The sequence below is a fragment of the Micromonospora haikouensis genome, from assembly GCF_900091595.1.
Classification (GTDB): Bacteria; Actinomycetota; Actinomycetes; order Mycobacteriales; family Micromonosporaceae; genus Micromonospora; species Micromonospora haikouensis.
Genome location: NZ_FMCW01000044.1, coordinates 13,852 through 28,851 on the forward strand (window position 1 = coordinate 13,852; position 15,000 = coordinate 28,851).

Annotated in this window: 1 protein-coding gene; it reads left to right on the forward strand. The window is 78.0% G+C overall.

Features of this window, described 5'->3' with window-relative positions; genetic code table 11:
* The first annotated feature begins 35 nt into the window (after window positions 1-35).
* Entirely contained in the window at window positions 36-14,999 is a 14,964-nt protein-coding gene (locus GA0070558_RS29960) for a type I polyketide synthase (RefSeq protein ID WP_091286120.1), read from the forward strand.
* Window position 15,000: the final 1 nt, after the last annotated feature.

The following is a 15,000-nucleotide window of genomic DNA, read 5'->3' on the forward strand; positions in this document are numbered from 1 at the left end:
GTCCCGGACGTCTGATCCCGATACGGAGTGGCCCGATGCCCACTGAGGCGGAGTTCCTCGACTACCTCCGGCGTGCCACGGCCGACCTGCGTGAGGCGCGGCGGCGGGTGCGCGAGGTGGAGGCGAAGGACCGCGAGCCGATGGCCGTCGTCGGCATGGCCTGCCGGTTCCCCGGCGGCGTACGCGGCCCGGACGACCTGTGGGACCTCGTCGACGCCGGCCGGGAAGGGCTGGGCGACTTCCCCACCGACCGGGGCTGGGACCTGGAGCGGCTGTTCCACGTCGACCCGGACAACCCGGGCACCTCCTACACGGACCAGGGCGGGTTCCTCTACGACGCCACCGAGTTCGACCCGGCCTTCTTCGGCATCAGCCCCCGCGAGGCCCTGGCCATGGACCCGCAGCAGCGGCTGCTGCTGGAGAGCGCGTGGGAGGCGTTCGAGTCCGCCGACCTGGACCCGCAGCGGCTGCGCGGCAGCCGCACCGGCGTCTTCGCCGGGGTCATGTACCACGACTACGCCTCCCGGGTGCTGGACCTGCCCGAGGGCGTCGAGGGCTACCTCGGCACCGGCAATTCCGGCAGCCTCGTCTCCGGCCGGGTCGCCTACACGTACGGGCTCGAAGGGCCCGCCGTCACCGTCGACACGGCCTGCTCGTCGTCGCTGGTCGCCGTGCACCTCGCCGTGCAGGCGCTGCGCCAGCGCGACTGCGACCTGGCGCTGGCCGGCGGCGTCACCGTGCTGTCCACCCCCGGCGTGTTCGCCGAGTTCTCCCGGCAGCGCGGCCTCGCCCCCGACGGGCGGTGCAAGTCGTTCGCCGACGCCGCCGACGGCACCGGCTGGGCCGAGGGCGTCGGCGTGCTGCTGCTCCAGCGGCTCTCCGACGCCCAGCGCGACGGCCGCCGCGTCTACGCGGTGATCCGGGGCAGCGCCGTCAACCAGGACGGAGCCAGCAGCGGCCTCACCACGCCCAACGGCCCCTCCCAGGAGCGGGTCATCCGGCAGGCCCTGGCCAACGCCCGGCTCGCCCCCGCCGACGTGGACGCCGTCGAGGCGCACGGCACCGGCACCACCCTCGGCGACCCGATCGAGGCGCAGGCGCTGCTGGCCACCTACGGGCAGGACCGGGCCGGGGCGGAGCCGCTGTGGCTCGGCTCGGTCAAGTCCAACCTGGGCCACACCCAGGCCGCCGCTGGCGTCGCCGGGCTGATCAAGATGGTGCAGGCGCTGCGGCACGGCCGGCTCCCCGCCACCCTGCACGTCGACGCGCCGTCTGCGCACATCGACTGGTCGGCCGGGGCCGTGTCGCTGCTCACCGAGCCCCGGCCGTGGCCGCAGGTGGACCGGCCGCGCCGGGCCGCCGTGTCGTCGTTCGGCATCTCCGGCACCAACGCCCACGTCATCCTCGAACAGGCCCCCGCCGCCGAGGAGCCCGACCCGGCCGCGCCGGCCGTCGTCCCGCCGCTGGTGCCCGTCCTGCTGTCGGCCCGCAGCCCTGAGTCCCTCGCCGCGCTGGCCCGCCGCTGGGCCGACCACCTCGACGCCGACCCCGACGCCCGCCCCGTCGACGTCGCCGCGTCCTCGCTCGCCCGCGCCGGGCTGCACCGGCGGGCCGTCGTCCTCGCCGCCGACCGCGCCGAGCTGCTCGCCGGGCTGCGCGCCCTCGCCGCCGACGAGCCGGCCGCGCCGGTCCTCACCGGCACCGCCGCGCCCCGGGGCCGGGTCGCGTTCCTCTTCTCCGGGCAGGGCGCGCAGCGCCCCGGCATGGGCCGCGAGCTGGCCGAGGCGTTCCCCGTGTTCGCCGCCGCCCTCGACGAGGTGTGCGCCGCGCTCGATGCGCACCTGCCCCGGCCGCTGCGCGAGGTGCTGTTCGCCGCCGCCGGCACGCCCGAAGCCGACCTGCTGCACCAGACCGTCTTCACCCAGGCCGGGCTGTTCGCCGTCGAGGTGGCGCTGTTCCGGCTCGCCGGGTCGTTCGGGCTCGCCCCCGACTACCTCGTCGGCCACTCCATCGGCGAGCTGGCCGCCGCGCACGTCGCCGGGGTGCTCACCCTCGCCGACGCCGCGACGCTCGTCGCCGCCCGGGGCCGGCTCATGCAGGCCCTGCCGGCCGGCGGGGCGATGCTCGCCGTCGCCGCCGACGAGGCGTCCGTGGTCGAGTCCCTCGCCGGGGTGACCGGCCGCATCGGCATCGCCGCCGTCAACGGCCCCGCCGCCGTGGTCGTCTCCGGCGACGCCGCCGCCGTCGAGGAGGTGGCCGCCCACTGGGCCGAGCGGGGCACCCCCATCCACCGGCTGCGGGTCAGCCACGCGTTCCACAGCGAGCTGATGGACCCGATGCTCGCCGAGTTCGCCGCCGTCGCCGCCGGGCTGACGTTCTCCCCGCCCACCGTGCCGATCGTGTCGAACCTGACCGGCCGGGTCGCCGGGCCGGAGCTGCTGTGCAGCCCCGACTACTGGGTGCGGCACGTCCGCGAGGCCGTCCGCTTCGCCGACGCCGTCGACCGGCTCGCCGAGGCCGGCGTCGGCACGTACGTCGAGCTGGGCCCCAACGGCGTGCTCACCGCGATGGCGCAGAGCTGCCTCACCGACCCGACCGCCGTGCTCGTGCCGCTGGCCCGCAAGGACCGCCCCGAGCCGCGCGCCCTGCTGGAGGCCCTGGCCCGGCTGCACGCCGACGGCCTGCCCGTCGACTGGGACGCCCTGCTCGCCGGGGCCGGCGCGCGCCGGGTCGACCTGCCCACGTACGCGTTCGCGCACGAGCGGTACTGGCTGGAGCCGGTCGGCCGGATCGCCGACGTCACCGGCGCCGGCCTCGGCGCGGCCGGGCACCCGCTGCTCGGCGCGGCGGTCTCCGTGGCCGGCGAGGACATGGTGCTGCTCACCGGCCGGCTGTCCCTGGCCACCCACGGCTGGCTCGCCGACCACGCCGTCTCCGGCGTCGTCGTGGTGCCCGGCGCGGCCCTGGTCGAGCTGGTCGTGCGGGCCGGCGACGAGGTCGGCGCGTCCCGGGTGCGGGAGTTGACCGTCGCCACCCCGCTGACCCTGCCCGAGGCCGGCGGCGTCCGCGTGCAGGTGCGCGTCGGCGCGGCCGACGACACCGGCGACCGCGCGGTGACCGTGCACGCCCAGGCCGAGGAGGACCCGGAGGGCGGCTGGGTCCGGCACGCCGAGGGCGTCCTCGAACCCGCCGCCGACGACGAGCCCGCCCTCGGCGTGTGGCCGCCCGTCGCGGCCACCGAGGTCGACCTCGCGCAGTGGTACGACGCCCTCGCCGGGCGCGGCCTGGCCTACGGGCCCGCGTTCCGGGGGCTGCGTCGGCTGTGGGCCGGCGACGGCGAGGTGTACGCCGAGGTCGCCCTGCCCGAGGAGGCGGCCGGGCCCGCCGCCGCGTTCGGCGTGCACCCGGCGCTGCTGGACGCCGCCCTGCAACCCGTCGGGGCGCTGCTCGCCGCCGCGGGCGGCGGCCCCCGGGTGCCGTTCGCGTTCTCCGGCGCGCAGGTGCACGCGTCCGGCGCGACGGCGCTGCGGGTGCGGCTGACCGGCGACGGCTCGGCGGTGCGGCTCGTCGCCACCGACGGCGCGGGCGTCCCCGTCGTGTCGGTGGACTCCCTCGCGCTGCGGGAGATGACCGGCCTGACCGCCCCCGGCGTCGCCGCCCGTTCGCTGTTCGAGGTCGCCTGGCAGGCCGAGGAGGTGCCGCCCGCCGAGGAACCCGCCGGCTGGGCGCTGCTGGCCGCGACCCCGCCCGACCCGGTGCGGGCCCTCGACCTGCCCGTCTTCGCGGACGTGGCGGCGGTGCTGGCCGCCGCCGAGGAGGCCAGGGAGCCGCTGCCCCGCGCCCTCGTGCTCCCGGTCCTCCCCGCGCCCGCCGCCTCTTCCGAAGGCGGCCTGCCCGCCGCCGAACGCTCCGGGTTGCCCGACGTCCCGCCCGCCAGCCTGCCCGACGTCGTGCGGGCCGTCGCGGCCGACGTGCTCGGCGTGGTCCAGGCGTGGCTGGCCGCCGACGCGCTGGCCGACACCCGGCTGGTCGTGCTGACCCGGGGCGCGGTGGCGACCCGCGACGACGACCCCGTCACCGACCTCGCCGGGGCCGCCGTGTGGGGCCTGCTGCGCTCGGCGCAGTCCGAGCACCCCGACCGGATCGTCCTCGCCGACCTGGCCACCGACCCCGACGCCGCCGACCCCGACGCCGCTGGTGTCGATGCCGCCGCCCTGGCGGTGCTCGCCCGGGTGGCCGACGACCCCGCCGCCACCGGCGGGCAGGTGGCGCTGCGCGGCGACGCCGTTCTCACCCCGCGCCTCGTGCGCGCCGCCGCCCCGGCCGCCGCCCCGGCCGCCCCCGCCCTCGGCGACGGCACCGTCCTGGTCACCGGCGGCACCGGCGCGCTCGGCGCGCTCGTCGCCGAGCACCTCGTCACCGCGTACGGGGCCCGGTCGCTGCTGCTGGTGTCCCGCCGGGGACCGGCCGCCCCCGGCGCGGACGCCCTGGCGGAGCGGCTCACCGGCCTGGGCGCCCGCGTCGAGGTGGTCGCCGCCGACGTCACCGACCCCGACCGGGTGGCCGCCCTCGTCGCCGGGATCGACGGCCGGCTGGCCGGCGTCGTGCACACCGCCGGCGTCCTCGACGACGGCGTGGTCACTGCGATCAGCCCCGAGCGGCTGGCCGGGGTGCTCGCCCCGAAGGCCGACGCCGCGTGGCACCTGCACGAGGCGACCGCCGGGCGGGACCTCGACCTGTTCGTCGTGTACTCCTCCGTCGCCGGGGTGCTCGGCTCGCCCGGCCAGGCCGCGTACGCGGCGGCGAACACGTTCCTGGACGCCCTCGCCGCGTACCGCCGGCAGGCCGGACTGCCCGCCGCGAGCCTCGCCTGGGGCATGTGGGACACCGCCGGGATGGCCGCGACGGTCGGCGACGCCGACCGGGCCCGCTCGGCCCGCGCCGGCATCCCGCCGATGAGCGCCGCCACCGGCCTCGACCTGTTCGACGCGGCCCTCGCCGCCGGCCGGCCCGCCCTCGTGCCGGCCGTGCTCGACGTGCCGGCCATGCGGGCGCGGGTCGTCGCCGGCCGGGTGCCGTCGCTGCTGCGGGTGCTGCTCGGCGCGGTCACCGCCCGCCGGCAGGCCGGCCACGGCAACTGGGCGGACCGGATCGCCGGCCTCGACCCGCAGGACGCCCGTGACCAGGTCGACGCCCTCGTCCGGGGCCTCGTCGCGCAGGTCCTCGGGCACGGCGGCGCGGACGCCGTGCCGGCGGACCGGGCGTTCCGGGAGCTGGGCTTCGACTCGCTGACGGCGGTGGACCTGCGCAACCGGGTCAACGCGGCCACCGGGCTGCGGCTGGCGTCCACGCTGGTGTTCGACTACCCGACCCCGCGCATCCTCGCCGGCCAGGTGTACGCGGAACTCGCCGGCAACCGGGCCGCCACCGTCACCCCCGCCGAGGCGGCCACCGCCACCGGCCTCGACGACCCGATCGCGATCGTCGGCCTGGCCTGCCGCTTCCCCGGCGGCGCGGACAACCCGGACCAGCTGTGGGAGCTGCTGGCCACCGGCGGCGACGGGATCAGCGAGTTCCCCGCCGACCGGGGCTGGGACCTCGACACCCTGTTCGACCCCGACCCGGCCAACAGCGGCACCTCGTACACCCGGCACGGCGGCTTCCTCTACGGGGCGGCGGAGTTCGACCCCGGGTTCTTCGGCATCAGCCCCCGCGAGGCGCTGGCCATGGACCCGCAGCAGCGGCTGTTGCTGGAGACCGCCTGGGAGACGTTCGAGTCCGCCGGGCTCGACCCGCACCGGCTGCGCGGCAGCCGCACCGGCGTGTTCGCCGGCGTCATGTACCACGACTACGCCTCCCGGCTGATGGACCTGCCCGCCGAGGTGGAGGGCTACATCGGCACCGGCACCTCCGGCAGCGTGCTGTCGGGGCGGGTGGCCTACACGTTCGGCCTGGAGGGGCCGGCCGTCACCGTGGACACCGCGTGCTCGTCGTCGCTGGTCGCCCTGCACCTGGCCGCGCAGGCGCTGCGCTCCGGCGAGTGCGACCTGGCCCTCGCGGGCGGCGTCACCGTGATGGCCACCCCGGGGACGTTCGTCGAGTTCTCCCGGCAGCGCGGCCTGTCGGCCGACGGGCGGTGCAAGTCGTTCGCCGCCGCCGCCGACGGCACCGGCTGGGGCGAGGGCGTCGGCATGCTGCTCGTGCAGCGGCTCTCCGACGCGCAGCGCGACGGCCGGCGGGTCTACGCGATCGTGCGCGGCACGGCCGTCAACTCCGACGGCGCGTCCAACGGTCTCACCGCGCCGAACGGGCCGTCGCAGCAGCGCGTCATCCGGCAGACCCTCGCCAACGCCCGGCTGACCCCGGCCGACGTGGACGCGGTCGAGGCCCACGGCACCGGCACCACCCTCGGCGACCCCATCGAAGCGCAGGCGCTGCTGGCCACGTACGGGCAGGACCGGCCCGCCGACCGGCCGCTGCTGCTCGGGTCGATCAAGTCGAACATCGGGCACACCCAGGCCGCCGCCGGCGTCGCCGGGGTGATCAAGATGGTGCTCGCGCTGCGGCACGGGCTCGTCCCGCCCACCCTGCACGTGGACGCGCCGTCCCCGCACATCGACTGGACGGCCGGGGCCGTCGCCCTGGCCACGCAGGCGACCCCGTGGCCGGCCGTCGAGAGGCCCCGCCGCGCCGCCGTCTCCTCCTTCGGCATCAGCGGCACCAACGCCCACGTCGTCCTCGAACAGGCCCCCGAGCCGGCCGTCGCCGCCGAGTCCCGGCCCGGCGCCGCCGCCGACGCCGGCCTCGTGCCGTTCGTGCTCTCCGCCACCGACCGGGCCGCGCTGCGGGAACAGGCCGCCCGGCTGCGCGCCCACCTCGCCGCCCACCCCGAGGTCGAACCGGCCGAGGTCGGCTACGCCCTCGCCACCACCCGGGCGGCGTTCGGCCACCGGGCCGTCGTGCTCGGCCAGGACCAGGCCGAACTGGCCCAGGGCCTCACCGCCCTGGTCGACGGCGAGACCGTCGCGGGCGTCGTCACCGGCACGGCGCTGCGCAACACCGCCCCCGTCTTCGTGTTCTCCGGCCACGGCTCCCAGTGGCCCGGGATGGCCGTCGACCTGCTCGACAGCTCCCCGGTGTTCGCCGCGTCCATCGCCGAGTGCGAGGCCGTCCTCACCCCCTGGGTGGACTGGTCCCTCACCGGCGTGCTGCGCGGGGCCGAGGGCGCCCCGCCGCTGGTCGCCTCCGGCGTCGTGCAGCCCGCCCTGTGGGCCGTGATGGTCTCCCTGGCCCGGCTGTGGCGCTCGCTGGGCGTCCGCCCCGGTGGCGTCGTCGGCCACTCCCAGGGCGAGATCGCCGCGGCCTGCGTCGCCGGGGCCCTCACCCTGGAGGACGCCGCCAAGATCGTCGCCCTGCGCAGCCAGGTGCTCGTCGACATCGCCGGCCGGGGCGGCATGGTCTCCGTGGCCCTGCCCGCCGACCGGGCCCGCGAACTGCTCAAGCGGTGGGCCGGGCGGCTCTCCGTCGCCGTGGTCAACGGCCCCGGGTCGGTCGTGGTGGCCGGCGACGTCGACGACCTCGCCGACCTCGTCGCCGCCTGCGCCGCCGACGGCGTGCGCACGCGAGGCATCGACGTCGAGTACGCCTCCCACTCCCCGCAGGTCGAGGCGGTCGCCGGCCGGCTCCTGGCCAGCCTCGACGGGATCACCCCCCGCCCCGCCGAGCTGCCGTTCTATTCCGCGCTCACCGGCGAGCAGACCGACACCACCACGCTCGACGCCGGCTACTGGTACCGCAACCTGCGCGAGACCGTGAACTTCGAGCAGGCCGTACGCAACCTGCTCGCCGACGGCCACCAGGTCTTCCTGGAGGTCGGCCCGCACCCCGTGCTCAGCTTCGGCATGCAGGAGACCATCGACACCGCCGAACACGAGGCGGCCGTGGTCAACACGCTGCGCCGGGGCGACGGCGGCTGGGCCCGGATCCTCACCGCGCTGGCCGAGCTGCACGTGCGCGGCGTCGAGGCCGACTGGAACGCCGTCTGCGGCGTGCGCACCGGTCCGGCCGTGCCGCTGCCCACGTACGCCTTCCACCGGCAGCGCTACTGGCCGGAGGCCCCCGTACGCACCGGACCGGCCGCCGCCGCCGAGGACCCCGCCGACCGGCAGTTCTGGGACGCCGTCGAACGCGCCGACGCCGACGCCCTCGCCGCCGCCATGCGCATCGACACCGCCGACGCCCGCGTCCTCGGCGAGGCCCTGCCGCTGCTGTCCTCGTGGCGGCAGCGCCGCCGCGACGAGTCCACCGTGGACGCCTGGCGCTACCGGGTGCAGTGGACGCCGCTCACCGCCGCCGCCGGCGTCACCCTCGGCGGGACCTGGCTGCTCGTCGCGCCCGCCGCGTACGCCGGCCAGCCGATCGTCGGTCAGGTCGTGCAGGCCCTCGGCGAGGCCGGGGCGGACGTGACCCCGCTGGCCGTCGCCGACGCCGACCGGGCGGCCCTGGCCGCGCGGCTCGCCGGGGTCGACGCCGCCGCCGTCACCGGCGTGCTGTCCCTGCTCGCCCTCGACGAGACCCCCCACCCGCAGCGGCCCGTCGTCCCCGCCGGCCTCGCCGGCACCCTCGCCCTCGTGCAGGCCCTCGGCGACGCCGGCATCACCGCCCCGCTGTGGTGCGCCACCGGCGGCGCGGTCTCCACCGGCCGCGCCGACCCCCTCGACCACCCCCGGCAGGCCCTCGTCTGGGGCCTCGGCCGGGTCGCCGCCCTGGAACACGCCGACCGGTGGGGCGGCCTCGTCGACCTGCCCGCGAAGCTGGACCGGCGCGCCCGGGGCCGGCTCGCCGCCGTCCTGGCCGGCGTCGGCCACGAGGACCAGGTCGCCGTGCGCACCTCCGGCCTGTTCGCCCGCCGGCTCGCCCGCGCCGCCGCCGAACCCGCCCCGCAGCGGCCCGGCTGGCGGCCCGCCGGCACCGCCCTGGTCACCGGCGGCCTCGGCTCCCTCGGCGCGCACGTGGCCCGCTGGCTGGCCCGCGAGGGCGCGGCGCACCTGGTGCTGACCAGCCGGCAGGGCCCGGCGGCGGCCGGCGCGGCCGAGCTGGAGGCCGAGCTGACCGGCCTCGGCGCGCGCGTCACCGTCGCGGCCTGCGACGTGGCCGACGCCGACTCGCTGCGCGCCCTCGTCGACGGGCTCGCCGCCGACGGCGTCACCGTCGACGCCGTGTTCCACGCCGCCGGGGTGGCCCACGCCGGCCCGCTCGCCGGCACCGACGTCGGCGAGCTGGCCGACGGCCTGCACGCCAAGGTCGCCGGGGCGGTCAACCTCGACGAGGTCCTCGGCGGCGACGTGTCCGCGTTCGTGCTCTTCTCCTCCGGCGCGGGCGTGTGGGGCGGCGGCCTCCAGGGCGGCTACGCCGCCGGCAACGCCTTCCTCGACGCCCTCGCCGAGGACCGCCGCCGCCGGGGCCTCGCCGCCACCGCCGTCGCCTGGGGCGCGTGGGACGGCGGCGGCATGTTGGAGACCGACGGCGCCGCCGACCAGATGTTCCGCTCCGGGGTCCGGCCGATGCGCCCCGACCTGGCCGTGGCCGTGCTCGCCCGCGCCCTCGCCGACGACGACACCACCCTCACCGTCGCCGACATCGCCTGGGACCGGTTCCACCAGACGTTCGCGATGACCCGCCCCCGGCCGCTGATCGAGGACATCCCCGAGGTGGCCCGGATCCTCGCCGCCCGCAGCCGCGACGACGACGAGCCGGCCGAGGCGTCCCCGCTGCGCGGCCGGCTCGCCGGTCTCGCCGAGCCGGAACGCCGCCGCACCCTGCTGGAGCTGGTGCGGGTGCACGCCGCCGCCGTGCTCGGGCACGCCTCCGCCGAGGCGATCGGGGCGGACCGGCCGTTCCGGGAGATCGGCTTCGACTCGCTCAGCGCCGTGGAGATGCGCAACCGGCTCGGCGAGGCCGTCGGCCTGCGGCTGCCCGCCACCCTCGTCTTCGACCGGCCCACCCCGACGCTGCTCGCCGGCTGGCTGGCCGACCGCATCCTCGGCGTCACCGAGCAGGCCGCCGCGCCCACCCGGGCCGCCGCCGCCCTCGACGAGCCCATCGCCATCGTCGCGATGAGCTGCCGCTACCCCGGCGGCGTCGCCAGCCCCGAGGACCTGTGGCGGCTCGTCGCCGACGGCCGCGACGCCATCGCCGGGTTCCCCGCCGACCGGGGCTGGGACCTCGACGCCATCTACGACCCCGACCCCGACACCCCCGGCACCTCGTACGTGCGCGAGGGCGGCTTCGTCGCCGACGTCGCCGGGTTCGACGCGGCGCTGTTCGGCATCTCCCCGCGCGAGGCGCTGGTGATGGACCCGCAGCAGCGGCTGCTGCTGGAGACCGGCTGGGAGCTGTTCGAACGCGCCGGCATCGCCCCCGCCGACCTGCGGGAGAGCAACACCGGCGTCTTCGTCGGCACCAACGGCCAGGACTACGCCACGCTGCTGATGGCCGCCCGCGCCGAGACCGAGGGCTACCAGGCCACCGGCAACGTGGCGGCCGTCGTCTCCGGGCGGCTCTCCTACACCTTCGGCCTGCAGGGCCCGTCCGTCTCCGTCGACACCGCCTGCTCGTCGTCGCTGGTGGCGCTGCACCTGGCCGTGCAGTCGCTGCGCTCCGGCGAGTGCGACACGGCCGTCGCCGGTGGCGTCACCGTGATGGCCACCCCCGGCCCGTTCCTGGAGTTCGCCCGGCAACGCGGCCTCGCCGCCGACGGCCGGTGCAAGTCGTTCGCCGGGGCCGCCGACGGCACCGGCTGGGGCGAGGGCGCCGGCCTGCTGCTGCTCCAGCGGCTCTCCGACGCCCGCCGCGACGGCCGCCGGGTCCTCGCCGTGGTACGCGGCTCCGCCACCAACTCCGACGGCGCGTCCAACGGGCTCACCGCCCCCAACGGCCCCGCCCAGCAGCGGGTCATCCAGCAGGCCCTGGCCAACGCGCGGCTCACCGCCGCCGACGTGGACGCCGTCGACGGCCATGGCACCGGCACCCGCCTCGGCGACCCGATCGAGGCGCAGGCGCTGCTGGCCACGTACGGGCAGGACCGGCCCGCCGACCGGCCGCTGCTGCTCGGCTCGATCAAGTCGAACATCGGCCACACCCAGGCCGCGGCCGGCGTGTCCGGCGTCATCAAGATGGTCATGGCGCTCCAGCACGACCTGCTGCCGCCCACCCTGCACGTCGACGAGCCCACCCCGCACGTCGACTGGGCGGCCGGCGCGGTCGCGCTGCTCGCCGAGCCCACCCCGTGGCCCGCCGTGGACCGGCCCCGCCGGGCCGCCGTGTCGGCGTTCGGGGTCAGCGGCACCAACGCCCACGTCATCCTCGAACAGGCCCCGCCCGCCGACGACCGGCCGCAGCCGCAGGCCGGCGACGCGGAGCCGCCCGCGCCGCCGCTGCTGCCCTGGGTGGTCTCCGGCGACGACGCCGACGGGCTGGCCGCCCAGGCCGCCCGCCTCGCCGACTGGGCCGAGGCCGAGGCCGGCACCGGGGCCGCAGAGCCCGCCGCCGTCGCCCGGGTGCTCGCCACCGGCCGCTCCCACCTGCGGCACCGGGCCGCGCTGCTCGCCGCCGACCGCGACGCGTACGTGGCCGGGCTGCGGGCCCTCGCCGCCGGGCAGCACCACCCCACCCTCACCCGGGACGTCGCCGAGCCCGGCGGCACCCTCGCCGTCCTCTTCTCCGGCCAGGGCGCCCAGCACGCCGGCATGGGCCGCGAGCTGTACCGGGCGTTCCCCGCCTTCGCCGAGGCCCTCGACGAGGTCTGCCAGCACCTCGACGCGCACCTGCCCCGGCCGCTCAAGGCGGTGCTGTTCGCCGCCGACGGCAGCGCCGAGGCCGACCTGATCCACCAGACCGTGTTCACCCAGGCCGGCCTGTTCGCCGTCGAGGTGGCCCTGCACCGGCTCCTCGCCGGCTGGGGGATCGTGCCGGACCTCGTCGCCGGGCACTCCGTCGGCGAGATCACCGCCGCCCACGTCGCCGGGGTGCTCAGCCTGCCCGACGCCTGCGCGCTCGTCGGCAACCGGGGCCGGCTCATGCAGGCCCTCCCGGCCGGCGGCGGGATGCTCGCCGTCGCCGCGCCTGAGGCCGACGTCGCCGCGACCCTGGCCCCGTACGCCGGCCGGGTCGCCGTCGCCGCCGTCAACGGCCCGGCCGCCGTGGTCGTCTCCGGCGACGGCGACGCCCTCACCGACCTGGCCGACCACTTCGCCGCCCTCGGCGTACGCACCAAGCGGCTCACCGTCAGCCACGCGTTCCACAGCCCGCTGATGGAGCCGATGCTCGCCGAGTTCGCCGCCGTCGCCGCCGGCCTCGACTACGCCCCGCCGACCGTCCCGCTCGTGTCCAACCTGACCGGCCGGGTCGCCGACCCCGAGCAGATCTGCACCCCCGACTACTGGGTGCGGCACGTGCGCGACGCCGTCCGGTTCGCCGACACCGTCGAGCACCTGCACACCCTCGGCGTCGCCACGATGCTGGAGGTCGGCCCCGACACGGTGCTCACCGCCCTGGCCGCCGACGCGCTGCCCGACGCCGGCCGCACCCTCGTCACCGGCGTCCAGCGGCCCGGCCGGGGCGAGGCCGAGGCGCTGCTCGGCGCGCTGGCCCGGCTGCACTGCCACGGCGTACGGGTCGACTGGGCGGCCCTGCTGCCCGCCGCCGACCCGGTCACCCCGCCCACGTACGCCTTCCGGCACCAGCGGTTCTGGCCCGTCGGCGACGGCGACGTGCTGCGCACCGCCGAGCCGGCCGCCCCCGCCGCCGGCACCGCCGACGAGGCGTTCTGGCAGGCCGTGACCGACGCCGACGGCGACGCCCTCGCCACCCGCTTCGGCGTCGACCCGGACCGGCCGCTGCGCGACCAGCTGCCCACCCTCGCCCACTGGCACCGGCAGCGGCAGACCGACGCGCTCGTCGACGGCTGGCGCTACCGCATCACCTGGCCGCAGCGCCGCCTAACCGCCGGCCCCGCCACCGGGGAGTGGCTGCTGGTCGTCCCCGCCGGCCAGCCCGGTACCGCCGCGTCGCCCGCCGCCGACCGGGGCACCGGCACCACCGAGTCGGCCGCCGACGCCGCCGACCGGATCGGCGCGCTGGTCGCCGCGCACGGCGGCACCGTGCGGACCCTCGCCGTCGACCCCGCCACGGCCACCCGCGCCGAACTCGCCGCGCTGCTCGCGGCCGGCGCGGCCACCCGTACCGTGTCGCTGCTGGCCCTCGACGAGCGGCCCCACCCCGACCACCCGGCCGTGCCCGCCGGGCTCACCGGCAACCTCGCCCTCGTCCAGGCCGTCACCGACGCCGCCCCCGCCGGGCCGCTGTGGCTGCTCACCCGGCAGGCCGTCAGCACCGGCCCCGGCGACCTGATCGCCCACCCCGCCCAGGCCACCACCTGGGGCCTCGGCCTGGTCACCGCCCTGGAACACCCCGCCCACTGGGGTGGCCTGCTCGACCTGCCCGCCGAGCTGGACCCGGCCGCCGGGGACCACCTGCTGCGGGCGCTGACCAACACCGACGCCGAGGACCAGCTCGCCGTGCGTCCCCTCGGCACCCATCTGCGCCGCCTCGCCCGCGCCGCCCGCGCCGAGCGGCCCGACGCCCCCGCCTGGCAGCCGCCAGACACCGTGCTGATCACCGGCGGCACCGGCGCGATCGGCTCGTACGCCGCCGCCTGGCTGGCCCGGCACGGCGCGCGTCGGCTCATCCTGGTCAGCCGGCGCGGCCCCGACGCGCCCGGCGTCGCCGCCACCCTCGCCGAGCTGGCCGACCTCGGCGCGCACGCCCGCGCCGTGGCCTGCGACCTGGCCGACCGCGACGCCGTCGCCGCCCTCGTCGCCGGCCTGCGCCGCGACGGCGAGACCGTACGCGCCGTCGTGCACGCCGCCGGCGTCGGCAGGCTCAACCCGGTCAGCGTCGTCGGCACCGACGAACTCGCCGACGTCGTCGCCGGCAAGACCGCCGGTGCCCGCCACCTCGACGAGTTCCTCGACCCCGACGACCTGGAGCTGGTCGTCTACTTCTCGTCGATCGCCGCCGCGTGGGGCGTCGGCGACCACGGCGCGTACGCCGCCGGCAACGCCTTCCTCGACGCGTGGGCGCAGTCCCGGCCCGCCGGCCGGGCCCGGGTCGTCTCCGTCAACTGGGGACCGTGGGCCGGCGGCGGCATGGTCAGCGACGACCACGCCGTCGCGATGAGCCGGCGCGGCGTGTCCCTGCTCGACCGGGAACCCGCGATGGCCGCCCTGCGCGCCGCGATCACCGGCGACGGCACCGTGCTCACCGTCGCCGACGTCGACTGGGCCCGCTTCGCCCCCGTCTTCGCCTCCGCCCGGCCCCGGCCCCTGATCGCCGACCTGCCCGAGGTGGCGGCCCAGCGCGCCGGCACCGACCCGGCCGCCGACGGCGGCGACGAGGTCCGCACCGGGCTGCGCAAGCGGCTCGCCGACCTCACCACCGCCGAGCAGAACCGGCTGCTGGTCGACCTGATCCGCACCGCCGCCGCCGAGGTCATCGGCCACGACAGCCCGTACGCCCTGGAGGCCGACCGGCCGTTCCGGGACCTCGGCTTCGACTCGCTGACCGCCGTGGAGCTGCGCGGCCGGCTCGCGAAGGAGACCGGCCTCAGCCCGGCCAGCTCGGTGGTGTTCGACTACCCCACCCCGCAGGCGCTCGCCGAGCACCTGCGCGGCGAGCTGGTCAGCGAGGCATCGGTGCAGGCGCTGCCGACCGTCGAGGAACTCGACGAGCTGGAGGCCGCCCTCGTCCGGCGCGACACCGACGACCTCGGCCGGGTGCGGGTCACCATGCGCCTGCACCGGCTGCTGGAACGCCTCGGCGCCGCCGACCGGGGCGCGGGGGAGCGGCCCGACGAGGCCGCCGAGGTGGCCGACCGGCTGCGCGTCGCCAGCAACCAGGAGCTTTTCGATCTTGTCGACCGGGACCTCGGGCTTTCCTGAG

Excerpts from the sequence above, each read along its gene's own strand:
- GA0070558_RS29960 (WP_091286120.1), top strand. The coding sequence starts at position 36 with ATGCCCACTGAGGCGGAGTTCCTCGACTACCTCCGGCGTGCCACGGCC.